Annotated in this window: 20 protein-coding genes and 1 pseudogene; 9 read left to right on the top strand and 12 right to left on the bottom strand. The window is 60.5% G+C overall.

Annotated features, from left to right (window positions below):
- Position 1: 1 nt before the first annotated feature.
- The 5 genes from OEZ71_RS10935 to OEZ71_RS10915 form a co-directional block, all read right to left on the bottom strand.
- Positions 2-5179: a DEAD/DEAH box helicase gene (locus OEZ71_RS10935; protein ID WP_263740031.1), complete on the bottom strand. Its 5178-nt coding sequence runs from the start codon at positions 5177-5179 to the stop codon at positions 2-4.
- Positions 5180-7063 carry a GmrSD restriction endonuclease domain-containing protein gene (locus OEZ71_RS10930; RefSeq protein ID WP_263740849.1) on the bottom strand — a complete coding sequence of 628 codons (1884 nt, stop codon included), beginning with the start codon at positions 7061-7063 and terminating at the stop codon, positions 5180-5182. It abuts the gene before it with no gap.
- A 102-nt stretch (positions 7064-7165) separates the two neighbouring features.
- Positions 7166-8053 carry a WYL domain-containing protein gene (locus OEZ71_RS10925; protein ID WP_263740030.1) on the bottom strand — a complete coding sequence of 296 codons (888 nt, stop codon included), beginning with the start codon at positions 8051-8053 and terminating at the stop codon, positions 7166-7168.
- A 286-nt stretch (positions 8054-8339) separates the two neighbouring features.
- Positions 8340-8540 (bottom strand): helix-turn-helix transcriptional regulator, encoded by a 201-nt coding sequence (locus tag OEZ71_RS10920; protein WP_071167189.1) that lies wholly within the window; start codon positions 8538-8540, stop codon positions 8340-8342.
- 558 nt (positions 8541-9098) lie between these two features.
- Positions 9099-9596, bottom strand: coding sequence for a very short patch repair endonuclease (locus OEZ71_RS10915; RefSeq protein ID WP_263740029.1), 498 nt, complete (start codon positions 9594-9596; stop codon positions 9099-9101).
- Between the two features lie 67 nt (positions 9597-9663).
- Here OEZ71_RS10915 and OEZ71_RS10910 point away from each other — a divergent pair, with 67 nt between their 5' ends.
- The 5 genes from OEZ71_RS10910 (at position 9664) to OEZ71_RS10890 (ending at position 17190) form a co-directional block, all read left to right on the top strand.
- Positions 9664-10401, top strand: a complete 738-nt coding sequence (locus OEZ71_RS10910) for a DNA cytosine methyltransferase (protein ID WP_263740028.1) — start codon at positions 9664-9666, stop codon at positions 10399-10401.
- 31 nt (positions 10402-10432) lie between these two features.
- Complete coding sequence (locus OEZ71_RS10905; RefSeq protein WP_263740027.1) at positions 10433-11137, top strand: IS6 family transposase; 705 nt, start codon at positions 10433-10435, stop codon at positions 11135-11137.
- A gap of 716 nt (positions 11138-11853) precedes the next feature.
- The gene (locus OEZ71_RS10900; RefSeq protein WP_263740026.1) at positions 11854-14370 is read left to right on the top strand and encodes a GcvT family protein; all 2517 of its coding nucleotides are present in this window, start codon (positions 11854-11856) and stop codon (positions 14368-14370) included.
- Positions 14371-14377: 7 nt separating this feature from the next.
- Entirely contained in the window at positions 14378-16495 is a 2118-nt protein-coding gene (locus tag OEZ71_RS10895; RefSeq protein WP_263740025.1) for an oxidoreductase, read from the top strand.
- A gap of 158 nt (positions 16496-16653) precedes the next feature.
- Positions 16654-17190 (top strand): DUF3833 domain-containing protein, encoded by a 537-nt coding sequence (locus OEZ71_RS10890; protein WP_263740024.1) that lies wholly within the window; start codon positions 16654-16656, stop codon positions 17188-17190.
- 230 nt (positions 17191-17420) lie between these two features.
- On the opposite strand, the gene OEZ71_RS10885 is transcribed toward OEZ71_RS10890, so the two are convergent.
- Positions 17421-17804: a hypothetical protein gene (locus OEZ71_RS10885; protein ID WP_263740023.1), complete on the bottom strand. Its 384-nt coding sequence runs from the start codon at positions 17802-17804 to the stop codon at positions 17421-17423.
- Between the two features lie 204 nt (positions 17805-18008).
- Between OEZ71_RS10885 and OEZ71_RS10880 the strand changes: the two genes are divergently transcribed.
- Positions 18009-18410: a nuclear transport factor 2 family protein gene (locus OEZ71_RS10880; RefSeq protein WP_263740022.1), complete on the top strand. Its 402-nt coding sequence runs from the start codon at positions 18009-18011 to the stop codon at positions 18408-18410.
- A 93-nt stretch (positions 18411-18503) separates the two neighbouring features.
- On the opposite strand, the gene OEZ71_RS10875 is transcribed toward OEZ71_RS10880, so the two are convergent.
- Positions 18504-18908, bottom strand: a complete 405-nt coding sequence (locus OEZ71_RS10875) for a hypothetical protein (RefSeq protein ID WP_263740021.1) — start codon at positions 18906-18908, stop codon at positions 18504-18506.
- Between the two features lie 576 nt (positions 18909-19484).
- Between OEZ71_RS10875 and OEZ71_RS10870 the strand changes: the two genes are divergently transcribed.
- The 3 genes from OEZ71_RS10870 (at position 19485) to OEZ71_RS10860 (ending at position 21015) form a co-directional block, all read left to right on the top strand.
- Complete coding sequence (locus OEZ71_RS10870; RefSeq protein WP_263740020.1) at positions 19485-19910, top strand: YeeE/YedE family protein; 426 nt, start codon at positions 19485-19487, stop codon at positions 19908-19910.
- Complete coding sequence (locus OEZ71_RS10865) at positions 19910-20341, top strand: DUF6691 family protein (RefSeq protein ID WP_263740018.1); 432 nt, start codon at positions 19910-19912, stop codon at positions 20339-20341. Before OEZ71_RS10870 ends, OEZ71_RS10865 begins: the two co-directional genes overlap by 1 nt.
- A 509-nt stretch (positions 20342-20850) precedes the next feature.
- Entirely contained in the window at positions 20851-21015 is a 165-nt protein-coding gene (locus OEZ71_RS10860) for a hypothetical protein (protein WP_263740017.1), read from the top strand.
- A 378-nt stretch (positions 21016-21393) separates the two neighbouring features.
- On the opposite strand, the gene OEZ71_RS10855 is transcribed toward OEZ71_RS10860, so the two are convergent.
- The 5 genes and pseudogenes from OEZ71_RS10855 to OEZ71_RS10835 form a co-directional block, all read right to left on the bottom strand.
- Positions 21394-22095, bottom strand: coding sequence for a VIT1/CCC1 transporter family protein (locus tag OEZ71_RS10855; RefSeq protein ID WP_263740015.1), 702 nt, complete (start codon positions 22093-22095; stop codon positions 21394-21396).
- Entirely contained in the window at positions 22092-23999 is a 1908-nt protein-coding gene (locus tag OEZ71_RS10850) for a heavy metal translocating P-type ATPase (protein ID WP_263740013.1), read from the bottom strand. The genes OEZ71_RS10855 and OEZ71_RS10850 overlap by 4 nt, the downstream gene beginning before the upstream one ends.
- Before the next feature lie 5 nt (positions 24000-24004).
- Positions 24005-24262: pseudogene (locus OEZ71_RS10845) on the bottom strand (FAD:protein FMN transferase); the annotation flags it as partial.
- 307 nt (positions 24263-24569) lie between these two features.
- Positions 24570-25874, bottom strand: a complete 1305-nt coding sequence (locus OEZ71_RS10840; RefSeq protein ID WP_263740012.1) for an NAD(P)/FAD-dependent oxidoreductase — start codon at positions 25872-25874, stop codon at positions 24570-24572.
- Complete coding sequence (locus OEZ71_RS10835; RefSeq protein WP_263740010.1) at positions 25871-26185, bottom strand: acetate--CoA ligase family protein; 315 nt, start codon at positions 26183-26185, stop codon at positions 25871-25873. The genes OEZ71_RS10840 and OEZ71_RS10835 overlap by 4 nt, the downstream gene beginning before the upstream one ends.
- Between the last annotated feature and the right edge of the window lie 108 nt (positions 26186-26293).

Below are 26293 nucleotides of genomic sequence, written 5' to 3'. Positions count from 1 at the left end.
ATCAACCTTCAAAATTCTTCATGAAGCCATCCGGCAGTCCTTCCGGTGGCGCCGAAGGCAATCCAAAAACGACCCAGCCCTTGTTTACCGCGTCTGCCTCAGCTTCTGCCGTCAGGTCAGCGGTCGTAGCGGCGACCGCAAAAGCGCGCCAAACGAACTCGAATTCGCGCCCACCAAAGCTCGCAGGCATCGTATCGACTTGGGGAATGCCTGCCGCGCTGAATGCCTCAAGCCATGGTGATGGCACGGTTCCAGCGGTCGGCTTCGCAGCAAGGGAAATTGTGCCGCGTGCAAGATCGATCAGGAATTGCGCCACTTCCGGGCTGGAGCGGTCGATCAGCTCATGGTCCGGTTGGTTGAAGTAGGACAGCAGGCAACGGTAGCAGCCGCGAACACAGCTTCCGTCTTTCTTCTCCTGCAACAGATCCGCATCACCCGCCGCAATCGCTGCATCCACATTCTCGAAGTGCATCAGACCCAGTGCGGTTTTCGCCACCTCGTTGATTGCCTTTCCGTCATCAATCAGGCGCGTGAGCACGCCGGCGCCGCCTTCCGTTGCCTCGTAGGCAAGGATTGCGCGACGGTTGTCCCTCGCGGGCAGCGGTTCACCGAGGATTTCGCCCTCTTCCAACTGGAAAACCACCTCAATTCCGCGCAGCAACGCATGCTGAACCGTCGCGATTGTCTCGGGCTCATACTGCTCTGGCTTTTCGAAGCGAAACAGCAGGGCATTCTTTCTATCGCGGACGATCGGAACAATGCGAACCGGCTTGACCACGTCCGGCGGGACGTCCGTGTCGCTGTCCTCGTCGTCGGATTTCGCCCAGTATCCGGACCTCGGATCGATGTGGAAACCGAAGACCGTCTGGTCCTTTCGGCGCTTCAAGCCCTTGTTCAGTCGGCTGATTTCTGCGCTGTTGGCGTATTGCAGGGCCAAGAGGGAAGTCTCGCCACAGACGAATTTGGCGTTGGTCACTTGGACCTGCCCATCCTTCTTCGGCCAGGAGAAGACGGTCTGGATGTCAAAGCCCTGCCGAACGCGCTCTTCATCATTCGCCGTGATGCGCTCAGTCGGGGCGGCCTCGACGTTGTCGATGCGCAGGGTCTTCTTGATGGGGACCTCACCCGCCATGTGGTTGTTGCACCCATGGCACCGCTCGACCTCGCCCTCATGCGATGCGCCACAGTTGGAGCAGATGTAGATATCCTTGGTCGCCAATTCCGATCCGTCGCCCTGACGCACCTCGGGCGGCAGTTTGGCTTTCATGACCCGGTAGGCGCGGCCCTCATGATAGATCAGACTGCGCGGGCCGAATTCGGAAATTGCGAGGAAGCGGGCTCTGGACAGGAATGACCCTGTCTTACCTTCGCCAGGAACAAACGCGTAGAGTGGCAGGCGCGGGAAGTTGTACCCGGGCAGGAAGCCCTCTGTTGCCAGATACCGATACGAATAGAAATCGGAGCCATTCGAGGCTTTGCCTTGTTCGAGGATGGCGATCTGATCCTGGGCCTGCATTTGCGCGGCTTTGATCTTGCGCCGGTCAGCTCCCGATAGCCCCGTAATCTCCGAACGCTTGTTGGCCTCGGCCAATTGCGTCCTGGCAGAACTATAAAGCTCCCGCCAACGGTCGAAGGCGCGGTCAAACTCCTTTGGGGCATTCATGGCCGTGTAAAGAACGAACTCGTCTGGGTCGTCCATCCAGATCGGGGTTTGCCCTCCCTCGGACGCCAGAATCTGCTTCAAGACACGCGCCATCGGTCCCCGTGCCTGCGAGACCAGAGCGGGTTTCGAGATGACCTCCAGAACGTCTTCCTTCAGCGGGAATTTGTCCCCGTGAAGGTCCAGGATCTCTGGGATGTCGGGAGAAAGCGCCAGTTTCGCTTCCGCCAGCCACACCGCATGCAGGTGCGATCGGACCAGCTCTTCATTGGTTATGTCGAGCGCTGGCGGCCGCACGACGCCGGCGACCATATCGTTGCGCCGTTCAAAGAAATACTGGTCATGCGGAGACCCCGAGGCGCAGTAGGTCACGACAACCGCGGCCTGACCCGATCGACCGGCACGACCAGCACGCTGCGCGTAATTCGCCGGCGTAGGAGGTACGTTGCGCAGGTAGACGGCGTTCAAGGCGGAAATATCAACGCCGAGTTCCATGGTCGGAGAGCAGAACAGCGTGGGCAGGAATCGGTCTGACTCGCCAGTCGCCCGAATTTCCGTTCGGTACTCCGAGGTCGCGAGATGGTCCATGTCGTCCTGCTCGAAACGGAACCGCCATTCCCGCCATTCACGCTGCTTCTGTGAGACCTGAGCCGTGTGCTCGCGTCCCTCCAGCCCCCAGTAGGAACTGCGCCCGTGGCCAAGATCACTGGCAATCGCGGTATAAAGATCGTGGAAATATCGGTTGCCGCGGTGGGTTTCATCATCGAGGGCCGGTCCCGGCACAAGCCGAACCGCAGATGGTGACAGACGCCAGCCCGTCACATCGCTATCGAGTTCGACAGGAACCAGCAGCCCTTCGTCGCTCAGGAAGGCAAGCATCCCTTCCATGAACTCGTAGTATTCATCCTTGTTCAGCTTTGTGCCGAGAACGGACTTCCGGTTCACGAGCCGTGCGATCCGCGAATTGGGACCTGCCCGAAGAAGCGTTTGTTCTTCACGCAGCGTGACGACGTTCTTGCTGCCCGCGCGCAGGACAAGCGAGGACCGCGCTCGCGGGTTTTCCTTTTGGTCAATGGCCCAAGGTGCCTGAAGCAGCATTCGGGATTTCTGGGCCACGCCGTCGAGGACAGTCAGGTCCAAGGCTTCGGTCTGAACAGCCAGGCCCTCGAGCATCGCGGACAAAATCGCCTTTAGAATTGCCTGCCGCTGTTCGAGGCTGAGGTCTCCCAGCGCTGGATGGATGGCCATGAAGCGCTCGCGATCTTCAGAGATTTCTTCGAGGCCGAGGAAATTCACGTCGATCAGGTTCAGGACAGACAAGCTGGGGTTGGTGAAGCGCCAACCGCGACGCAGGTCGGTCCAGACACGATGGGCGAGAACCTTTGCGAGCGACCGCTGGGCATCTTCACGAATGATGGCACCAGCATTCGAATCCAGCAGCCAATGCTGTCGCGCCTCTTTGTTGGCGGCAGTAAAGCCGAGCGCCTTCACCACCTGCAGGCCGAACTCGTCTTCTGCGAGCCCACCTGAGCCAGCAGAAATGACCGCGCGAAGGATGGCTCCGCGCAACAGGCTTACGAACAGGAAGTCATTGAAATGGCCAGACTGCAGGGCTGCATCCTGACGGTTATCCGTGAATCCTAGAAGCTTCCGCTTCGTCTCGGGTACGCTGCTGCCAGGTTTGTTCATCCACTCCAGGGCGCTGGCGACCAGCAAGGTTGTTGCCGAGCTTCGCCCTTCGCCGGACAGCCCCGCCAACTTGCTGCGCTCTCGCATCCCCTGCGTCGGTTCGTCATGGCAGCACAGGCAGAACGCAAACTTTCCCGGGATGAACCAGAAATCGTTTCCGCCCGCTCCGTGGCGACCATCAGCACCCACGACGTAGGATACCGGCATACGCTTCTTGCGATACCCTCTCAGCCGTTCAATGCCGTTTTTCTCTTCTCGCCAGCTTTCGGGGTAACCCTCAAGCTCGCCAGTGAACTGAAAATCAGTATCGCCGGGCGTCACCGGACAGAGATACCCTGCAACTTCGTCTTCTTCAGTGTCGAGCGGTGTGTCGTCGATGCTTCGGGGCAGAAAGCGCAAGCTCCCATCATCGTCAACCTTGGTCACGACATGGTATTCTTGGCCACAATTTCGGCAGAACCGCGTGGGATAGAGGCGGTTTCCGGGTGCTTCGGGGTCCTCGAGCTGCCCTTCAAGAAGGATCCGACGCGGCCTGGCTGTGAGCGTCGTAAAGACTTCACCGGCACCGGAGATGAAACGGTGGAGTTTGAAGGCGAGAAAGGCTCCGTCCTTCGTGCCGCCGCGCTCATGCTCCGGCAGGCTTACCCGGGTCAGGAATTTTTCGAGATAGTCTCGGCAGGTTTCGGCATCGACCTCACTGGCCAGAGAAAGCTGTTCAACGGCTTCTTCGAAAGGGATAGGCTTCTTCCTGCGAAGCTCAAGCCCATCGTCCAATCCGAGTTCGAGTTCGGCCCACACCGAGAGCGGATGGCGCTTTAGGGTTTCGTCATCGAGTGCGTCCGGCAAAGGCTGAGTTAGGGCCGTCTTCAAAGCGCCAAGGACGTGCTCGGTCTTCAGGGTGTCATCGGTCGCGCGCTGCAAGGACTCGTCGATGACCGCGTCCGGGCCAATGTCGGTGCCAAACAGACGAGACGCTACCTTCGCGACAGCAAGCGCGCGGCTCTCGTCCGATCCCTCGGAGGCCATCGTTGCCGAGGTTCCGATGCAGATTGGCTCCTTGTCCGGCGAGCACCTGTCCCGCAGGCGTCGAACGAGGACCGCGACATCGGCACCTTGGCGCCCGCGATAGGTATGGAGTTCGTCGAGAATGATGAACTCGAGACCGGACGCGTTCGAGATGACTTTCGAGTCCAGGTCGTCCTGACGCGTCAGAAGCAATTCTGCCATCATGTAGTTCGTCAGGAGAATGTCGGGCGGATTGGCTGCGATGCGCTCCCGCTCTTCACGGCTTTCCTGACCGGTGTAACGTTTGACCACCGGCTTGAGCTCATCGGGCAAACCGGAACCGGCGATGAACTTGTCGATCTCCTTCAACTGGCTATTTGCCAGTGCGTTCATGGGGTAAACGATGATTGCCGTCGTGCGGCGCGGCTTTCCTGCGCGTCGCGCGCGGATGATTGCGTCGACAACCGGCACGAAGAAGCACAGGGATTTCCCCGAACCCGTGCCGGTAGTGACGACAAAGCTCTTTCCTTGCTTCGCCTTAGCGATAGCCTCGGCTTGGTGCCGGTGAAAGCGAAGAGGCGTAGTGCCAAACCGGAAAACCTTGCCCGTGCCGTCGTCGAGATCACCCGTGGCGACGAGTTCATCGACCGTCGGCCCCGCCATGAAGCGTGGGTTCAGAGACAAGAGGGCATCCGGCCAGAATTTTCCGGCGTCGTACTGGGCATCGATCTCGGATTTCAGGTCGGGTGCCCGAATTGCGCTGAATGAACGCGAAAAGTGCTCGTAAGCACGGATCAATTGATGGTCGAACTCAAACGCTTTCATTCAGGCGGCCCTCTCGGCGTCCGGGCTTGGAACATCGAAGCCTTCGTCGTCCTGGAGAACGTCCTCGCCTTCCTCCGGCACGGAATCTGCCCTGACGATCGCATGCCCGGTTGCCTTTGAAATCATGGCAAGGAGCCGCGTCTCCCGATCCGCCATGAATCCCTCGAAGTCATCCGCCCTCAGCAAAGAGGGATCCAGCCCGTGGGACCCCAGATAATCGTCAAGCGCTTCGCGGGCGATCGGCGGGTTGTCCTTTCCGCCTGTTTCCAGTCGTTCCAGGTAGACCGATGGTGCTACGCCGCCAAGAATGCGGTTAGTCTTGTAGCTGAGTGGCGTCTTGTTGACGACGGTGTCAAAGACCTTCGGTTCGATCTTCTGCTTCTTGCACCAGTCCTGCGGGAAGATGTGGTGGATATCGACGTATTCGTCAAAGAACACGGTGTCCTTGAAGTGCTGGCCGGAGCGGAGATCTCTCGCGCCTTCGGCCATCAGAAGGGCGTGGATGCCCTTGTAGGCAGCCGACAGACGGGTGCGCAGGGTGCGCAGTCGCTCCGGGCGGAAGCGGCCATCGGTGATCGTGCTGGGTTCGGGACCACCGTCAAGCCATGCGGGCACCTCGAGCACGTCCTTGGCAAATCGGGACTCGATGGCCGAGCCATAGAGTTCGCCAAAAATGCCGCACCAGAACCAGCGGGCAAGCTGGTCTTTCACTGCAGCGTGGTCGAACCTAGGCCCGATGATGGCGAGGATCGCGGCAAAGGGGACAAGTTGGCCCTGATAGGGCAGATCGATGACCCGATAGATGTGGTTCTGCCGGAGGAACTTTGCCGCAGTCTTGAACCCTTCTTCGACCGCAGCGCGGTGCTTCAGGTAGGCCTCCAGCGGCAGGTCGAGGAGCGACTGACGCGTGGCCCGAACTGCGGACAGCTCCGACTCCTTGCGCCCGGCGGCAATTTCGGCCGCACGAGTTTCGACCCCATGCAGGAGGGCGATGGCTTGGAGCACATCTGTTGCCGCGACCTTTTCCAACACGCCGAACTTCTGTTCGGCCGCCCGCCCAAAGAGCTGAAGTCTCGTCTGGAGCCCCGGTTGGCCGTCGGCGCCGAGCCAATCGTCCCGCAGGCGATGGCCGCGGGCAGCGTACATCGCGGTCACAAGCTCGAATGCGTCGAGCGGCTTGCCGCCGGTATTCACCTTCTCAAAGACCAGACAGACGGCCTCGTGGGAAGTGTCGGGGCTCAATGCGATTACGGGCAGCTGGTACGCCTTGAAGTTCTGAAGGACCTCATCCTTGAACGGCTTGAAGAGCTTGCGTGTCTCCGGGTCGTTTTCCAGCCAGTATTCGTTGAAGCCATCTTGCCATTCGTCCCAGTCAAAAACCTGGTTCAGCGGGAACATGAGATTTTGGTATTCGAGTTCCGGGGTGGAGAGATCGAGGTCGATCTTCCGGTCGAAGTCCGACTTGATCCGCCGATCCTCGGGTACTGAGACAATGGCGTTTTCGCGATCCTCGGCCGGGTTCATTGCTTTTCGAATATCGATGTAAAACCAGCGCTTCACGAGCTTGAGGCGAGGCGTGACCGTTTGCACCACCTCGCGGCGTAAGCAGGTCTGATAAAGCGAGGTCATGCGCTGCTGGCCATCCAGCAATAGCTGATCCGGTGCGTCGTCGCCAACTGCGGCATCCGCCCCCTGGATTGGTCGGCGTGCGAAGGTATCAGCCGCACCAGGCTTCACCTCGAGCGTCATCAAGGCGCCGACCGGAAACGCCTGCGAGATCGAGGCGATCAGCCCCTTGATCCGTTCCTCGTCCCAAACCCAACTGCGCTGGAAATCCGGCAACTGAATCTTGCCGTTCCCGCACTGACGGAGAAGCTCCTCCAAGCTGACCGGGTTGGTCTTGAATGCCGCTTGTTTACCCAATCTGGTTCTCCTCAAATGAACTTGCTGGCTTCTGGCAACTGGGCGCGGTGTACGAAGAAGGCTTCATTTCGAACCCTCCGGAGCGCCATCTGCTCGAATGCCGCTGAAAATCTCGTCGCGATTGATCAGCACGATTTGCTGGTCTTGGGGCGTGCGCGCTTCGGGGGCGGTATCTAGACCGAGGCGTTTGAGCGCATAGTAGAGGAGCGCACGTCTCACCTTGATTTTCGCCTTGCCGCCTCGCATGCCATAGTCGAGCGCGATAACCTTCGCTTGTGTTTCCGAGAGGTCGGGGTGGGGCCCGACTTCCAGCGTAACCTCGAAAAGCCAGTCGTGATCGTCGCCGGCCGACTTGTCGCTTTCGCCCGAGCCTCGGATCTCGAGCATCCGCGACAACAGGAAGTCTTTGAAGCAATCGTCAGTTTGGCAGAACGCCCGAGTGTGCCAGCGGAAACCGTCAAACGCGATGGCATGGGGGGCGATCCAGCGCCAGCGCGGCTCGGGGCGGGACAGGGACTGGTACTTTACCTCGATCGCCTCGGACCGGCGGATGGCGCCAACGACAGAACGAAGCGTCGCCGGATTGACCCCACGAACCGGCGTAGGGGCGGCCGCGTAGGGCGGGAGGTTGGCGATCCAGGCGTCCTCGCGGTCGAGGATCCCGTCGGCGACCGATCGCAGCTGTGCAAGGTAGCGGCTCGCGTCAGGCTCGAGGAACTGCGGCTTGAACTCGGAGCCTCGTACATAGGTTCGCGCGCTCTTGTCGTAGAGCATGTTGTCGGGGGCGAAGCCGATGTACCGATTCAGGTCGGTGGACGCCTGGTTCACCGATACCCCGAACTGATCCATAAGATCGCTGCGGTTCACATGCCCCTCCCAGAACAGGCGGAACTCTATGAACTCTAGGCGCTGCTCGACACCCCAGCGAAGTTCCGACCGGTCGCTCTCCAAAATCACCTCCGGGCCAGATCGGTGGACCCGCAAACTATGCGGGCCCATTTTCTGTGCTCTCGATGACGCTAACTGACGGGAGGAAAGCGGGCAATCGAAATTGCGCGTAAAGTGCTTGTTTTCGAACGGGGTTCTATCTGCAGATGTGGATGGAGGTTATGGCTTCGGCCGGAGGGGCGGAATGGTGCGTGGTGGCGAACTGCAGGCTATTCGGCGCACGTAACTTCCCTGCGCAGGTCAGAAATAGTCGCCGCGCAGGGCTTGGCTGACGATGCCAGCGCCGTTTTCAGCGCCCAGCCTTTATCTCCTCCAAATCTCGCAGTTCTTGCTGTTCGAACGCCAGCACATCTTCGACGCGATAGATCACCCGCCCGCCGAGCTTCATGAAGCGCGGCCCATCGCCGATCCACCGCCACCGCTCAAGTGTCCTTGGGCTGATTCTCCATCGGGCAGCCAGCTCGATTTGACTGAGGCACATTTCTCGCATTTCCGTTTCCTTTCGAACGACCACCATGGTCGCACGACAACGAATGCGTAGAAAGAAAACCTATTCAAGTCAGTGTGTTGGGGACGCTGCGCGTTGCCGGCGGCGCCCTTCGGACAGTGGGCGCAGCATCGAATTGCCCAGTGAACCGGCGTCGAATTACGAAATGTTCCCTAGAACTCCGTTAAACCCTGCAGATTGCCGGAGCTCCCTCAGGGGTCACAGGAGACGGTCCAGTTGGAAGGGCACTTCCTCCGCCACTTGCCACAGCGGAAGCGTTCTCCCGATCCGGCCGCGGCCGGATTTTCTCGTTGTATTCGAGGGTTATGCGGTTGGGGCTGAGCACTGCCCCTGCTGCCAGGCGGCCCGGAGGCGGTCTCTCAGGGCCGATATTCTCCGGATCTCATGACTGCGCCGATTTGGTGAATAGCTTGTAACTATCAGAAATTTCATGTTTTTCCTGACGCCCCACCTGAACACTTCGATGTCAGTGGCGTTCGTGAAAAGGAACCCGGATCGAACATTCAACAGGCGGATCATAGCCTTGCTGCGCTGGATCAATCAGCGGGAAGAGCCAGCGTCCTCGCCTTCTCTTACGTGTGCCGAAGCCTCGTTTTCACCGAGTTCGAGCGTGTCACCTACAGACACCAGCCATTCTGAAAGACGGTCGGTGGCCACGGAGACTTGTTCGGCCTTACGCAAAGCACACTCCCAAATCGTCGCCACGCGCCAACCCTGATCAAGCAGCGCTCCGCGAACGACGCTGTCCCGTGCAACGTTCGCCGCGAACTTGGCCTGCCAGAACTCCGAGCGCGTTGCGGGCGTGGTGGCGTAGCGGCATCCCTCATGCCGATGCCAGAAGCAGCCGTGCACAAAGACGACGGCGCGATACTTCGGCAGAACGAGGTCCGGTCGCCCGTGGACCTTCCTTGAATGAAGTCGGAAGCGGAAACCGCGCGTGTGCAACGCCCGCCTGAGAGCCAGCTCGGGCTTGGTGTTCTTTCCCCTGATCCCCGACATCATCCGGGAACGGGTCTGCTGGTCCACGATATCGTTCACATCCGTCCTGGTTTTCGTCCCTGAACCTAGTATACACCGGCTGAATGAAATTCGTCAGGAGCCTGATTTGCCTTCCACTTTCGGCATTGTCGATCTGTTTGCCGGTCCAGGCGGGCTTGGCGAGGGATTTGCGTCCCTTGCCAGGGACGGCCATGCGCCGTTCCGGATCGGCATTTCGGTCGAGAAGGAGGCGTCGGCCCATCGGACCCTGACGCTGCGTGCGTTCTTGCGTGAATACATGGCGCTTCACGGCACCTTGCCCGATCAGTTCATCAATTTTCATGCAGGGCTTGAGACCGAACCAGACTGGTCAGCCGTCGACGCTCAGGCGTGGAAGCATGCCGTCGACGAAGCCCGTGCGCTTGAACTTGGAACCGATGTCGCCGCGTCCGCAATAGATTGCGCCATCGAGAATCTGAAGGCGGGATACGACGATACGATCCTGATCGGCGGCCCCCCCTGCCAGGCCTATTCCCTGGTCGGGCGCGCTCGGTCGAAGGGCAAAGTCGGCTATGTTCCCGAGAAAGACGCACGGCACTACCTCTTCCGCGAGTACATCCGGGTGCTGGACAAGCTTCGCCCAGCCGCCTTCGTCATGGAGAACGTCAAGGGCATGCTGTCTTCGACGGTCGAGAGTCGGCTGGTCTTCGAGATGCTGATGGAAGACCTGTCCTCGCTCGGTACGGGGCGCGACCATCATTACGAACTGCGTGCCATCCGGGTCGAAGACGAAAAGGCAAGTCTGCAGGAAGCGACACAACCTTCCGACTTCATCGTACGGTCTTGTCAGAAGGATTCAGGTTGAGCGGCGCAGGGCGGGCTCGTAGCGTCCGGCCATGACCAAATCCAATCCGTTCAAAGGTTTTCAAAGCAGCCCGGAGATCATTCGCCTAGCGGTCATGATGTACGTTCGGTTCCCGCTCTCGCTCAGGAACGTCGAGGACCTGCTGCACGAGCGCGGCATAGAGATCAGCCATGAAACCGTCCGGTTCTGGTGGCAAAGGTTTGGCCCGATGTTTGCTGCCGAGATCCGGAAGCGCCGGATCGAGGGCATGAAATCAAGCCACTGGCGGTGGCATCTCGACGAGGTTTTCGTGAAGATCAACGGCGAGCGGCACTACCTCTGGAGGGCCGTGGACCACGAGGGCGAAGTGCTTGAGAGCTTCGTCACCAAGACCCGTGATAAGAAAGCCGCGCTGAAATTTCTCATGAAAACAATAAAAAAGCATGGCCGATGCGCGCGCTACGTCACGGACAGGTTGCGATCCTACGGTGCGGCGATGCGGGAGCTCGGTGTCGAGGACCTGCAGGAGACGGGCCGCTGGCTCAACAATCGGGCCGAGAACTCGCACCTGCCATTTCGACGACGGGAAAGAGCCATGCTTCGCTTTCGGCGTATGCGAACGTTACAGAAATTCGCCGCAGTCCATGCCTCGGTCCACAACCTCTTCAACACGGAACGCAGCCTCTCCAGCCGACACCTTTTCAAGCAGAACCGCGCCGCCGCTCTCGCCGAGTGGCGCGGCCTCTGCGCCGAATAAGGGGCAGGGTCACTGCCCCAGGAGAGACTGGTTCGAATCCGTCTGACAGCACCCGCGCGTGAAACCTGCGGTCGAGAGGCTGTTTATCAGGGTGTCCGACAAATTGACGCTTATTCAGGGGAACACGTGTTCCTATGTCGATAGCCTGCCAGAGCTAACCGCTTGCCGCACCGGCGCACCGCCACCCGCGCGAGCGCGTTCACCATCCGGCGCAACTCAACAGCTTCTGATGACCGCTCGCCGTGCTTCCAGTTCCAGTGCGCCTTGCCGCGCGGAGCACCCCCGCCCGCGCCGTGAACGCGGCACACGGCCCATCCGTTGACCGCTGGGGCCTTGCAGCGCTCGCCCGTACGTTTCGATTTTGCGGTACATCTCGGGGCCGCATGGGCCTTGCTCATCGAGGTCCTCTCACGCATTGCGCCCCGCAATCGTGCGACTTATTTCCGCCGCGATTCCGAAAGCCACTGCAACGGCAATTCCTTGCGAGAAGGTTGGAATTGAGGCCACGGCACCGTGCGGGCACCTTTAACATAATGGACCTTATGCGCTGGGCTTCCTTATCAAACCAGCCACATCGCTACTGTGACCCCAACGCGGTTGGTCGCTCGGCTTGACTGTACTCAAGATATGGTTGTTTTGATGGATACATGGGTACCGATGCAAGATGAGCGTTGACGCATTGTGGGTATTGACTTCCTTCGGATCGGGTAAACCTATTGACCTCAACCGCCTGTTCGAAAAGGGCGGCAAAAGTCCAGCTGCGAGGGTTTTCAATGTCCGACCAGTTACCGTCTCACACCCAATGCGTCATCATTGGCGGAGGGTCGCTGGGCTGTAACATTGCCTATCACCTCACGAAGTTCGGAATGAGTGATGTTGTAGTTCTGGAACGGGACAAGCTCACATCCGGTACGACATGGCATGCGGCGGGTGAAATCGTTCCGGCCGTGCTCGGAAACGAGTGGGAATGCGAACTCTACACCTATGGGCGTAATCTAATTGCTGGGTTGGAGGAAGAAACCGGTCTGGCCACCGGGTTTCGGCAGGTCGGTTACATACAGCCGGCAGACTCGCCCGAACGTCTCGAGGAGCTACGCCGCGGTGCGGCCTTCATGCGCCGTTTCGGAATTGAAATGCATGAGATCACGGCCAGGGAGGCGACGGAACGATTCCCTGTTGGCGATTTCTCCGACACAATTTCTGCCTTCTGGTATCCGCTCGAAGGTCGGACCAATCCGGTCGACACGACGCAGGCGCTCGCCCGCGGAGCGCGGAGCCGCGGCGCCCGGGTAATCGAAGATATCCCAGTTCGCGAGATCCTCACCGCCAACGGCCGCGCCATAGGTGTGCGGACGGACAAAGGGGATATCAAGGCGGAACACGTCGTCATCGCGGCCGGTATGTGGTCAAGGGAGGTCGGGGCGCGGGCCGGCATCAACCTACCCCTTCAGGCAGCCGAACATTACTACCTGATCACCGAGCAACTCGAGGGCCTGGATCGAAACCTACCGCTTTTGGAAGACGCACATTCATGGGCCTATTTCCGCGAGGAAACAGGTGGGCTTCTTGTAGGGCTGTTCGAACCTGACGCGGCAGCCTGGAATGTGGGCTCCATCCCCGGCGATTTCACCTTCGGCGAGATCGAACCCAACTGGGATCGGGTTCTGCCGCATCTCGAAGCAGCATTCAGACGGGTTCCGAGTGCCGCCAATGCGGGTGTCCGGAAGCTCTTTTGCGGCCCCGAGAGCTTCACGCCCGATCTCGCGCCCCTAGTAGGCGAAGCGCCTAGCCTTCGGAACTGCTGGGTCGCGGCGGGTCTGAACTCGCTCGGCATTCTCTACGGGCCGGGCATCGGAATGGCGCTGGCGCGCTGGATCATCGATGGGTTCTGTCCGGTCGATCATACGTCCTTCAACGTGGATCGCTTCGCCGACGGCTCGCACAACACACCTGCGTTTCGACGGGACCGTACGAAGGAGTTGCTTGCAAAGAGTTTTGGTGCACATTTCCCGAATGACACTTTCAAGACCGCGCGGGGTCTCAAACGCTCGGTCCTCTACGATCGCCTGAAATCGGCTGGCGCGCACTTCGTCGAGAGCCATGGCTGGGAACAGCCTGACTGGTTCGCGCCATCGCCGGACGAGGCCAGACTCGAAACCTACAGCTGGGGCCGGCAGAAATGGTGGGACTGGCATGCCGCCGAGCACCGGGCCGCGCGGAACGGCGCTATTCTGATGGACATGTCCTCGATGGCGAAGTTTCTTGTGCAGGGGCGCGACGCCGCAAGGTTCCTCAGCCGGATCAGTTGCAACGATGTGGATGTCACGCCGGGCCGGGTTGTCTACACGGCATGGACTAACGAAATGGGCGGCTTCGAGGCCGATCTAACCGTGACCCGTCTTTCAGAGGACCGTTTCCTGGTGGTCGTCGGCGAGAACTCGCACGGCCATACCGAAACCTGGATGCGCCGGCATATCGCAGCCGACGAGTTCGTTACAATCACCGACGTCACACCCGGTACTACACAGATCAATGTCCATGGCCCCAGAGCGCGTGACCTCATGCAACGGGTGAGCACGGTGGATCTGTCCAACGAAGCCTTTCCTTTTATGACGGCGCGGGAGATCGATATCGGCTACTTCAACGTGGTCGCGCTGCGTGTGACCTATGTCGGTGAGCTTGGCTGGGAATTGCATGTGCCGAACCTTCACGCTGTCCAAGTCTACGACCTTCTCAAGGAGGCGGGACGGGACCTGGGCGTAAGGGACGCGGGGATGCAGACGCTGGCGTCATTGAGACTAGAGAAGGCCTATCGCGATTTCGGCGTCGATGTGGACAACACCGACAACCCGATCGAGGCCGGGCTCGGCTTCGCGGTAAGGCTGGACAAGCCAGGTGGCTTCATCGGGCGGGACGCATTAGCGGCACTGAAGGCGGCAGGCGTGCCAAAGCGACGGATGCTGCAATTCCTCCTGAAGGACCCCGCGCCCCTGCTTCATGGAAACGAAACGATCTATCTCGATGGCACGGACGTGGGATATATTCAGGTCGGCGCCTACGGACATACTCTTGGGGCCGCCGTCGGTATAGGATTTACTGAGTACAAGACGTCGCTGACTGCCGAGATCGTGAATGGCGGCAACTGGGAAATCGACATTGCCGGACAACGTGTAGGTGCGGTGGCCTCTCTCAAGCCACTCTTCGATCCGGCAATGGCGCGCGTGAAATGCTGAGTTGTCCATGACGCGCGACCCCCGTTACGACATCCTTTTTGAGCCGGTGAAGATCGGACCAGTCACCGCGAAGAACCGCTTCTACCAAGTGCCGCATTGCACCGGGATGGGCTGGCTGAGGCCGCGCATGCTCGCTGCCATGAGAAAGGTTAAGGCCGAGGGCGGCTGGGGTGTGGTCTGCACCGAGTACAATTCGATCCACCCTAGTTCCGACGACCTTCCGCATCCCTCGGCATCGCTTTGGGACGACAACGACATTCGCGCCCATAGCTTGATGACTGACGCCGTGCACCAGCACGGCGCACTCGCCGGGGCTGAACTCTGGTACGGAGGAGCGCGCACCCCGAACCTGCTCACGCGGATCACCCCGATGGACGTGGGCAGTTTTCCAAATCTCGCCGGCCATCCGCTACAGACCCGCGCGATGGACAAAGAGGACATCCGGACCTTTCGACGTTGGCACAGACGGGCTGCGATCAGGGCGCGGGATGCGGGCTTCGACATCGTCTATGTCTACGCTACGCACGGCTATCTGCTGTCAAACTTTCTTAATCCGCGTATCAACACGCGCTGCGACGAATATGGTGGTTCACTTGAGAACCGCACACGGCTTGTGCGAGAGTTGATCGAAGAAACCAGGGAGGCCATCGGCGACCGCTGCGCAGTTGCCGTGCGCTTCGCGGCGGACGACAAGATCGGCGAGGACGGTGAGCCCGTCTTTGGAGAACGGCGTGACATGCTCGCGATGTTGGCCGATCTACCGGATCTTTGGGACATCAACATCTCAGACTATTCGGTCGAGATGGGCGCGTCGCGCTTCATCAAGGAGGCGCCACTTGAGCCATATATGTCCTGGGTAAGGTCAGTGACGACCAAGCCGGTCGTTACAGTGGGGCGCTTCACCTCACCCGACACAATGGCGCGGCAGGTCCGCAGCGGGATCGTCGATCTGATCGGTGCCGCACGCCCCTCGATCGCCGATCCCTTCCTGCCGAAGAAGATCGAAGAGGGCCGGCTTTCCGAAATCCGCGAGTGCATCGGCTGCAACGTATGCTACTCTGGGGACAGCATTGGCGTACCGATCCGGTGCACCCAAAACCCAACCATGGGCGAGGAATGGCGGCGCGGTTGGCATCCGGAATCGCTGCCACCTAAGACATCTCATGCTCGGGTTCTAATCGTCGGCGCCGGGCCGGCGGGCATGGAAGCGGCCCGCGCGCTCGGACAACGTGGTTATGAGGTCATGTTGGCCGAAGCAGGACGCGACTTGGGCGGGCGCGTTACCCGCGAAGCCAAACTACCGGGGATGCGCGAGTACATTCGGGTGCGTGACTACCGCGAGCAACAGTTGCGCAAGATGGCCAATGTTGAGGTGTTCCGCGAAAGCCACATGAGTGCCGCCGACGTCTTCGAAGTCGATGCCTCACATGTGGTCATCGCAACCGGATCAAACTGGCGGCCCGAACTTTTCGACGGCGAAAGGTTTCTTCCCGCCTATGACCCTGAAGCGGCAGCACATGTCCTCACGCCCGACGAAATAATGGATGGCAAGTTGCCTGCCGGCCCAACACTCGTCTTCGATGGTGATGGCTACTACATGGGTGGCGTGATCGCGGAGCATCTGCATGCGGCCGGGCTGCAAGTGACCTATGCCACGGCATATGACAGCGTTTCCAACTGGTCAGGCAATACTGGTGACCGGGCCCGCATTCGCAGGCATTTGACGCAACTGGGCATACCTCTCTTGACCGCGCGTACGCTTAAGGGGTTTGACGGGATCGAAGCGGTGCTTCGCGGCACATACGGCGGTACAGATGAACGCATCGCCGTGGGACATGTGGTCATGGTCACCGGGCGGACACCCAATGACCGATTGTATCGCGAGTTAAAGGACGAGGCCGGCAATAGCGACTTGCCCTTTACGCTAACACGGATCGGCGATTGCGAGGCGCCCGCGATCATCGCAGCCGCCATCCTCTCCGGGCACCGCTATGCACTAGCGCTGGACACCACGGTCGACATTGACAGCGAGCCACTACGCGACCGAGTCGAAATTACCTGCGGTGACAAAAATCCAAAGGGACTAACCTCCGTCCCGGCCCCAACCCCTCGTCATGGCCGCTAGCAAGAAAAGTTCATTGCGAGCCTTCGCGTAAGACTAAACTAACTGCAACTGCGGGTAGACAGTGTCAGAGAAGCAGGTGCTTTGACTGAAACAAATGATCTGCTTTCAACTACCGATCGTATCCAACCAACTATCGACTGAACTAGGGAGCCTGTTTCTTGAGACGCTTGCTCGCACCGCCCCTGCTTTCAATCTTCCTGGTTTTGTCTGCATGCGTTGGCCGACCCTCGTTAGAGGACAAGGTGTTGTCTGACCGGGATCTGAACTTGGAAGAGTTCTTCGCAGGCAAGGTTATTGCCCACGGGCAATTTCAAGATATTTTCGGGAATGTAAGCCGACGGTTCACTGTCGATATCGAAGGCACATGGGATGGTGAAACTCTCCATCTTGTCGAAGACTTCATTTATGAAGACCTTTCAACAGAGCGGCGCGTCTGGAAGCTCCGAAAAACTGGGCTGGAAACTTGGGAGGGCACCGCCCCAGGCGTGATTGGTATGGCCGCCGGAGAAGAGCGCGGCGACGTATTCAATTGGAAGTACACCATTGATCTGCCAATCTCGAATGGCGAAACCGTTCGCGTAAGTTTCGACGACTGGATGTGGCTTCTGTCCGAGGATCGTTTGCTGAACAGGGCTTACATGCGCCGCTTCGGAGTTCTTATTGGAGAGGTGATTATCAGTTTCGAACGCAACTAGCGGGCAAGGCGATACTGAAGGCTGGAGATTGCGAAGCAGAACCGATTAGATGGCTGATTGTTGTCCGCTTTGAGCTCGGAGCCGTCATCTTAGCCATTTTGTCAGATGACCGGTCTCTCGCGGTTAGCCGTCATTGGTTGGCGACGACTGGCGGAATCCGTATTCAACGACCGCTCAAGCCGACACCGGTCACTCGCGACAATTGCGCTAACGGCCGAGTTGCGGACTCTTCAGACGTCTGCGGCATCAACCGGCTTGAAGTATGCGATCTTCTCGTAGATCACGCCTTCATCTCCGACTTTTAACAAGGCAGATCCACCCACATCCGTGCCGACGAACCGCCACCATGCCCATCGGAGTATATGTCCATTTTGATCTGCGGATAACTCATCAGAAACCTCGTATCGACCGGTACCTCCAATCGCCTTCATTCTGTCTTCCCAGCCCAGAAGGTAGTTTGCGAACTGATCCTTCGTAATCGGTTCGGCAACCATTCCGTCGTACCAGAGGTATCCAGGTGCAGCAGCACGCATGGCGCGTTCCGGGTCCATAGACTGCACTCCGGCAAGATACTCTCTCAGGAAGGCTATTCGTTTTTGGGGATCGCCACTCATGGTCCGAAGACTACATGTAGGCTCCGAAATCTAAAAGAGTCGCCTTCCGGCTCGAAGCAACCATCGACCGGGATCAGCTTGAACGTCTGCTTCGCGGGAAAAGCGGCGGATGGCGGGAAACGCTGTAAGGGTCGCGCCGCGACAAGCATGGGAATAGTCGCCTAGTTATGATGAGCACGCAAGCAATCGCTCGTGGAGTATCAAGTGGACAAAGAACCGACTACTGACGCACTCAACGGTGCATTACAAAAGTTCGGAGAGTCATGGGCTCGCGGAGACACCGTGGCGCTGGCCGAACTCCTTTCCCCGACTTACACTCACAACGATGCCACCGGAGAGCATCTGAAACGCGATGCCTGGCTTTCCTATGCTGCCAAGAGAACAGGTCGGGGGACGCAGATCGCCTTTCGTGACGTGGAGTTCCGCATCTTTGACGGGATAGCCATCGTGACCGGTTTCAACGACATTTCCGGAGGAGGAATCTTGAAAGCCGATGACAGCCGTGATCTGTCCATCGCGTTCACGCAAGTTTGGCGGTGGGACAAAGGTCAATGGCTGAGAGAAGCTTTTCAGGCAACACCCGTCCAAAACATGACATGCGCCTGATTTTGGCGCTCCGAAGAAGTGCTAGCCACGCCGCTTCGGGTTCTGAGCGGCCGGCCCTGAAGGCAGGCGGCTCGCCAAGGCTACAGCTTCGAGTCAGCCGTGAGCATGATCGCTTAGTGCTGCATCCGTGGCGCGATGTGAAAAGACGATCCACGCAAACAAGGCGGCACCCACGGCATAGGCAAGCGAACTCGCGGCAACGACTGGTACCATTGCCTTATTTCCGAGGAGCAGGAGATAGAGGGCTCCTGTCATTACAGCGCAGGACGCAACAACGATCCAGAACTGCAAGGTTGCCAAGCCGGATTTTGCTTTCTCCTTGTTCAAGGCGAAGTACGTCCCGAATACCGCGGGAGACAGCCAGCCAAGAAGGCTCATATGAGCGTGAGCACCGGCGACATTGTGCGCTCCGCTGATCGACATTTGCAGACCGATGGCGATACTCGCCAGAAGAAAGATCGCGGCTACCTTGAAGTAATTTTGAGAGACTTGCGGCATCTGAACCTCCCGCAGACCCTCCCCTGTCTGGCACCACGCCAAACTCCGGGGAGTCCGCCGATGTCGTCTCGAAAGCAAGAGACGGGGAAGTCCTTCCGACGCTCTTACTTACTAGAACGACGCCGAACGCGATGTTCGTAACAGAGCGGGAATTTAGTTGCATTGAGCACGATCAAGCATAGCTGCACGGTTTGCCTCGATGATAGATATATGCACGCTGTAAATTTTGGGCTCGGCGCTGCCGTTCGCCGCTCGGTTAGTGCTTCATCCTCAGCCCAATGTCGGCTCAGCGGGACGAACCTGCCGTTTGCTGCGTGGCAGCAACATTTGACATGATGCACGACTGCTTTGCGGATTTTGCAGACCAACCAACTACCGTTCATTGATCTATCTAGTCAGGCTTGTAGCAGACGATCTGAACCGGATGTGTTCAGGGGCTGTGCGGCGTGGAGAGTGCGGGCAATTTCCGAGGGGCCACAAAACATGCGATGTCGGCGGCGTCGAAATTGCGGGGAATGGACCATGTCTTCAGGTTGCAGTAGACCCTTATGCAACAAACTTGTCAGGAGAGGGGGCATGTATCAGGACTGGATTTGGGGCCTTGTCGGTGGTGGGTTGATTGGGATCGCTGCGGCACTCTACCTCCTGGTGAATGGCCGGATATTGGGTGCGAGCGGCATTCTGGGCGGGTTGGTCGACGGAACCGAGAGGGCACACTCGAAGGAGCGACTTGCATTCCTGGCGGGGCTGGTGCTCGTGCCCGTTTCGGTGGTGCCATTTTATTCTTCCGTCGACACCCACCTGACGCCGAACCTCGCTGTAGTGATATTCGCAGGGCTTTTGGTTGGGGTCGGCACGAGGCTTGCTAACGGCTGCACCTCCGGCCACGGTGTTTGCGGCATCTCCCGGCTGGCTCCGCGCGGTATGGTCGCCACAGTCTTTTACCTGCTCGGTGGCGGCGCGTCGTTGCTGCTCTTCAAGCATGTCCTGGGTGTGATTTGATGCGCGCGCTGTTTGCATTCATTGCCGGGGGGACGTTCGGCACCGGGTTGGTAGTCTCCGGGATGACCGACACCACCAAGGTACAGGGCTGGCTCGATATATTCGGTGACTGGGACCCAACGCTGGCTTTCGTGCTCGGCGGTGCGGTGGTGCCGATGTTTTTCGCTTGGCGCTACACCGATGGTCGTCTGCCACGGCTTGGAGGCAAGTTTCCGGCGCCGCCAGAACCGAAACTCGATCATAACCTCGTGCTCGGTTCTCTCATTTTCGGTCTCGGTTGGGGGCTTGCAGGGCTCTGCCCCGGCCCGGCAATTGCCTCGCTGAGCTATGGCGGGTTCGGCGGCGGAGTATTCCTCATCGCTATGATTGCCGGAATGCTGGCCGCGCCGCCAGCCCGGCGCTGGCTAGACGCAGTGGCGGGTTCGTCATAACGCAGCAACTGAAGTCCGACTTCGGCCTTGCAAACGCCTGTGTCGTCCGTAGCGCAATGCACGGTCAGCACGCACCGCGCGGTGGTTTACCCCCGCTGCAACCCGTCTGCATAATTGTTCCTGACACGGTACCGTAGAGCGGCCTGACCGCGCCGGGCCACCGGACGGCTATAACCGGCCAGACCGGCGAGGTGGCCGAGTGCTTGCACGGCCCCTCCCTTGACCGCTGCGGCCGTACACCGCTCGCCGGTAGCTTTTTCCTTGGCATGGCACTTGGATGCGTCTCTGAACCGCGGTGTATCTCTGCTTTGCACAAGATTGAGTGCGTCAATGCTGTGGAGATACCGATAGTCCAGATGCGGTTGTGTTCTCTGCCCCTTCAATTTCGGCTGTCACCGGGTACTGGTTCGGCGAGCGGACAAGTTTTGCGTCGAAGCACGATTTTTCACTACGGTTGCGCGTCTGAATGCTAAGCTTATGATGTAAATGGTAAATTTGTGACAATAGCAATGAACAACGTAACACTGTTTCCTGATTTGGTATCACAGCAAGAGATTGAGGCACCGAAGCCCAAACCAAATACGAATGCGGGTGTAGTGCTTAGGGTGCTGTCGGCATCATTTACTGCCGGACTTGTAGTCGCTCTGGCGGTGAACTGGCTTCTTGTTGGTTAAACCGGCTGCGGGTCGATAAAACGTGGTGTGTCAGAGGGGCCCTAGATAGCTTCCCCTTCATCGCGGGCCAAACGCGCAAGCGCGTTCACCAGTCGGCGCATTTCGACCGCATCGGCTGACCGCCCGCCATGCTTCCAGTTTCAATGCGCTTTACTGCGCGGCGCACCTCCGCCCGCGCCGTGAATGCGGCAAACGTCCCAGCCCGTGACCACTGGGGCTTGCAGCGCTCGCCGGTGGACTTGGCTCTAGCGTGACATCTCGGCGCGGCTCTAGGGCGCTGGGCGGGGCGCTTGGGTTGGCTTTGTGCCCGAGTTGTACTCACCAAGCCAATGACCGCTTTGCGGGACTTTGTGGTCGTTCGGCGCGGGTCTGATAAGGCTACCCCACCGTGACCCCGAACAACGCCCCGACCGCAGCTGTCGCGCCCATGGCCAGTGCGCCCCAGAACGTTACCCTTGCGGCCGCACGTAGCACGCCTGCTCCGCCGGCTGACGCGCCAAGCCCACCGAGCACCGCCAGCCCAACGATCGACGATGCCGCCACTAGAAGCCCGATCCGCGTTTCCGGCACAAGCAGCGCGAGGATCAACGGAAGCACGGCGCCAACGGCAAAGGTGAGAGCCGACACCAGGGCAGCCTGGATTGGGCGGGCCGTCACTCTCTCGGAGATGCCAAGCTCATCGCGGGCATGCGATCCGAGCGCGTCCCGTTCGGTCAGCTGGTGGGCCACCTTTTCCGCCAGGTCGCGATCCAGCCCTCGGTCTACGTAGATCCGGGTGAGCTCCTCGAGCTCTGCCTCGGGCGTTTCCGCCAGCTCGCGGGTCTCGCGGGCAAGATCGGCTCGTTCCGCATCGGTCTGGGAACTGACCGAGACGTATTCTCCTGCCGCCATGGACATCGCACCGGCCACGAGGCCAGCCAGCCCCGCGATCAGGACCTCCGGTTTTCCGGATCCCGCTGCGGCGACGCCGACCACGAGGCTCGCAGTCGACACCAGTCCGTCGTTGGCACCCAGCACGGCCGCCCGCAGCCAGCCGATGCGATGCACCATGTGAATTTCGAAATGCGAGAGGCGGCTCATGGCGTGGCTCCTTGCGCGATGTCGTCCTGCCCGGAGGAGACAGCCTTTGGTTTCGGAGTGGTGGGTTCATGGGGCGCGATGCGCAGCGCACGGAGGGCGTTCAGGATAACTGCAACGTCGATGACCTCCTGCAGGAGCGCACCCTGCACCGGAGTGAGATAGCCGAAAGCCGCCGCGATCATGCCCATGACCGACAGCCCGATCCCGGCGACAACGCTTTCGACAGCGATGCGGCGCGCGCCGCGCGCGATCTCGATCCCCGGCCCGAGCCGGTCGATACGGTCGACCAACAGCACGACGTCTGCCGCCTCCGCCGATGCAGCGGCCCCGCGTGCGCCCATCGCGACACCCACATCGGCCGCCGCGAGGGCCGGCGCGTCGTTGACGCCGTCGCCAACCATCATCACGGGCCCGCGCTTGCGCTCGGAGAGAACCAGCAGAACCTTCTGGTCGGGCGTGAGCCCGGCGCGCAGCCCGTCGAGGCCAAGCCCCTCGGTCACGCGCTCGGCCACGTCGGCGCGGTCGCCGGTGGCGAGCAGGATTCGCGCGATCCCCTCCCGCCGCAGCCCGTCGAGCATGCCGCCCGCGCCTTCGCGCAGCGGATCGGACATCACGAGGTGCCCGGCCATGTGCCCGTCGACGGCGACTGCGACGAGGACCGAGCCGGCGGCGATGACGGATTGATCGCCGGGCCGCCGACCTACGCGGGACACGACGAAGGCATCCCCACCGACGATGACCTTTCGGCCTTCGACATGGCCCACGACGCCTTCACCCGGGATCTCCGCCACGTCTGACGGAACGGGCAGAGCGAAGCCCCGCTCCTTCGCGGTCGCGACGATTGCCAGCGCCACGGGGTGCTTGGACGCCTGATCGAGCGCTGCAGCGAGGCGCAGTATGTCGTCCTCAACCATGCCGTCGTGGCTGTCGATCGAGACGATCTGCGGACGGCCATCCGTCAGCGTGCCGGTCTTGTCGAGGATCAGCGTTCGGATGCGCGCCATCGTCTCCAGCGGTCCCGCGCCCTTGATCAGCACCCCGAAATGCGCGGCGCGCGACAGGCCGGCGACCAGCGCGACCGGCACGGCGAGGATCAGGGGACAGGGCGTGGCGACGACCAGCACGGCAACCGCCCGGATCGGATCGCCGGTGAACCACCAAGCCGCAAAGGCGATGATCACGGTGACCGCAAGAAATCCCAGTGACCAGCGGTCGGCCAGCCGCGACATGGGCGCCTTGGACGCCTGCGCCGCCTTCACGAGCCGAACGATCCCGGCATAGGTGCTATCCTTAGCTTCTCGCGTTGCCGTCAGATCGAACGCCTCGCCCGCGTTGGTCGAGCCGCTCATGGCGTCGGCGCCGTGCGCTAGGCGCACCGGAAGGGACTCGCCGGTCAACGCCGAGGTGTCGACGAAGGCCGCCTCGGACGCCACCGTGCCGTCCACCGGCACCACGTCGCCCTGCCGGATCAGCAAACGGTCACCGGGGGCGATCTGGTCGAGCGGGACTTCCTCCAGCCCACCATTGCGGTGCCGGGTCGCGGTCCGCGGCACTCGGGACAGCAGGTCGTGCATTTCACGGCGGGCACGGCCTTCGGCGAAGGCTTCGAGTAAGGTGCCGCCGGAATACATCACAGCGACCACCGCCGCGGCGAGGGTCTCGCCGAAGACAAGTGCCGCCGACATGGACAGCGCAGCAACAACGTCCAGACCGATTTCACCGCGCCCGATGCTGCCAAAAATCTCAACCAAGAGCGCGGCGAGCGCCGGAACAACGCCGGCGATCCAGATCAGGTTCGCTATGTCGGGCCGGCCGGTGAAGTGGAATGCGAGTCCCACTGTCAAGCCGGTCGCGGCAATGAGCAGGATAGCGGTCTTGAAGCGATCGGCCCGGGTCGTTTCCATGCGGCTCATCTCCTCTCGGCTGAGGCGATTGCCGCTGGTTCCTCGGAAAATAGTCGTCCGACTCCCACGCCCCTTGCGCTGGTATCATCATCGCGCAAGAGGAACAGGGCGTCGAGGTCGCTTTGTCTTGCGAGCGTTGCGCCCTTCTCTAGCCCAAGCACCATAATGACCGTCGCCCAAGCGTCGGTCTCTGCGCAGGTGCGGGCGACGACCGTGACGGACGCCGGCGACGCGATCAGCGGCGCGCCGCGCTGCGGGTCGACTCCTTCTGCTCCTAAAGATAGGTGATCCGCCAAATTCTCAGCGTCCGCATTGGGCTCAAAGCAGACCTGCGGCGGTACAGCTCGGAGGCCATGAGGTCGGCGGCCACCGCCGTAACGGCCGACCCCGACCGGACCCTCGAGGAATCTTATAGGTGCTGCGCTGCGGCCCGCCAAACCGGCCATCGTCTGCAAGAATGTGGCCCTTCAGTTCACAGCGGATAAGCATCGCGGCGTGTTGAGACATGCGTAAAAATGGGCGAAAGGCTACCTACAGGCGGCAGGCCGTTTGCGATTGCGTGTCGCGCGATCAAACACCGAACCTGTCACGCATTCTGTATGCCATAACTGCCGGTGCAAGAAACCATGGGTTTCCGGAGTAAAGCGGCCGCGTCGGAAAGGGTGCCTGTTCCAGCCCGGTCTCCCCGTCGGCGAGGCCCGCCGCCTTGCGGCCGAGCTTCATGCCCAGATAGCCGGCCATGCCAACGCCGGACCCGCAATAGCCCATAGCGTAATGAACGCCGTCCCTCTCGCCGATATGGGCAAGCGTGTCGAACGTGTAACCGACAAAGCCCATCCAGGAATGGCTGACTTTGGTGCCCTTCAACTCAGGGAACAGCCGGACCAGTTCTGCGTGGAGCTTTGGCGCGCTCATTCTCGGATCGGTCTCGGTGACCGAGACACGCCCGCCGAACAGCACCCGCGTCCGGTCCGGCGAGGGGCGGTAATAGTAGACGAGCTTGCGGGTGTCTGAGAGCACGCGGTCGGTAGGGAAAAGACTGTCCATCAACTCTGGTGCGATGGGATCGGTCGCGATCATGTAAGAGCCGATCGGGATGATCCGCCGCCGGTGCCATGGTGAGAGCGGCCCGGAATAACCGTTGGTGGCAAGAATCACCCGCCCTGCGCGAATACGGCCCCTGGCTGTGGTCACGGTCTGGCCGGTCGGCCCGCGCGCCAGATTGGTCGCCGCGCAATGCGGGATGACCGTGGCACCTGCTTCCATCGCGACGCACAAAAGACCCGCGTGATAGCGGGCGGGATCGACGCTGGCGTGATGCGGAAAGACGCAGCCGCCGTGATAGGCTTTGGTCCCCAGTTCGCCGGGCATGTCCTGCGGCGAGACCATGAAGGCGTCGGTCGTATAGCCCGGATGCGTGACCGCGCAGTCGCGGGACAGCTGATCATAACTTTTCGGCAGATGCGCGCCGTGGAACCGCCCGACGACGCGGTGATCGCAGTCGATCCCTTCGATCCGGATGAATTCGCCCGTGAAGTCGAGCGAAGCCTGACCGTCGGCCCGGATCGCGGTGGCCACGTCGGGCCCGTAGCGCCGGGAAAGCTCCGCATAGCCCGGCTTGATGCTGGTCGAGATCTGGCCTCCATTACGCGTCGAGCAGCCATGGCCGGCATCCTCGGCATCCACCACCATGGTCGACAGGCCCGCCCGCGCGGTCACGAGTGCCGCGTGCAGCCCGGTATAGCCCGATCCGATGATGACCACATCCGCTTCAGTCGGAGGATCGGCGCGGGGCAGATCGGGGCGCGGCGTACGATCCCACCAATAGGGGGCGGGTTTGAAGTCCGGCGTGAAAAGATCATCTGTGCCGCTCATTCATGCCCCCGTACCCCTGGTGTGATCAGGACATCGACGGCAACCGCACTGTCAAGTGCCACGATCACCGGATTGACGTGTAACTCCTCGATCACGTGGCGCGCGTCATGGGCGAGTTGCGACAGGCGTGCCGCAGCCTCTGCCAGTGCATCACGCGCCAGGGGCGATTGAGCGATCTCAACCTGCGTGGTGCCCCGTCGTTCATCCGTTTCGACAACGGACCGAGTTCGCCGCCGAGGCATTGCAGCACTGGGTGTTGTCAGAAGGATTTCGGTTGAGACGGGCAGGGCGGCCACGTAGCGTCGGAGCATGACCAAACCTGACCCGTTCAAGGGCTTTCACGGCTGTGTCAGAAGAACTTGGCTTGCGGCGGGGCAGGGGGCTGAGTAGCCTTCCCCGATGACCAAACGCTCGCCCTT

Origin of the sequence: Albidovulum litorale (assembly GCF_025751495.1) — a bacterium.
GTDB classification, from domain to species: Bacteria; Pseudomonadota; Alphaproteobacteria; order Rhodobacterales; family Rhodobacteraceae; genus Albidovulum; species Albidovulum litorale.
Note: the sequence above shows the minus strand (reverse complement) of the source record. Positions and strands in the feature narration are given on the sequence as shown.

Bases quoted from the DNA above. Each gene is read 5' to 3' on its own strand.
- OEZ71_RS10920 (WP_071167189.1), bottom strand. From the start codon at position 8,540: ATGCGAGAAATGTGCCTCAGTCAAATCGAGCTGGCTGCCCGATGGAGA.
- OEZ71_RS10860 (WP_263740017.1), top strand. From the start codon at position 20,851: ATGAACAACGTAACACTGTTTCCTGATTTGGTATCACAGCAAGAGATT.
- OEZ71_RS10895 (WP_263740025.1), top strand. From the start codon at position 14,378: ATGACGCGCGACCCCCGTTACGACATCCTTTTTGAGCCGGTGAAGATC.
- OEZ71_RS10885 (WP_263740023.1), bottom strand. From the start codon at position 17,804: ATGAGTGGCGATCCCCAAAAACGAATAGCCTTCCTGAGAGAGTATCTT.
- OEZ71_RS10850 (WP_263740013.1), bottom strand. From the start codon at position 23,999: ATGGAAACGACCCGGGCCGATCGCTTCAAGACCGCTATCCTGCTCATT.
- OEZ71_RS10865 (WP_263740018.1), top strand. From the start codon at position 19,910: ATGCGCGCGCTGTTTGCATTCATTGCCGGGGGGACGTTCGGCACCGGG.
- OEZ71_RS10875 (WP_263740021.1), bottom strand. From the start codon at position 18,908: ATGCCGCAAGTCTCTCAAAATTACTTCAAGGTAGCCGCGATCTTTCTT.
- OEZ71_RS10835 (WP_263740010.1), bottom strand. From the start codon at position 26,185: ATGCTCCGACGCTACGTGGCCGCCCTGCCCGTCTCAACCGAAATCCTT.
- OEZ71_RS10935 (WP_263740031.1), bottom strand. From the start codon at position 5,179: ATGAAAGCGTTTGAGTTCGACCATCAATTGATCCGTGCTTACGAGCAC.
- OEZ71_RS10870 (WP_263740020.1), top strand. From the start codon at position 19,485: ATGTATCAGGACTGGATTTGGGGCCTTGTCGGTGGTGGGTTGATTGGG.
- OEZ71_RS10855 (WP_263740015.1), bottom strand. From the start codon at position 22,095: ATGAGCCGCCTCTCGCATTTCGAAATTCACATGGTGCATCGCATCGGC.
- OEZ71_RS10905 (WP_263740027.1), top strand. From the start codon at position 10,433: ATGACCAAATCCAATCCGTTCAAAGGTTTTCAAAGCAGCCCGGAGATC.
- OEZ71_RS10840 (WP_263740012.1), bottom strand. From the start codon at position 25,874: ATGAGCGGCACAGATGATCTTTTCACGCCGGACTTCAAACCCGCCCCC.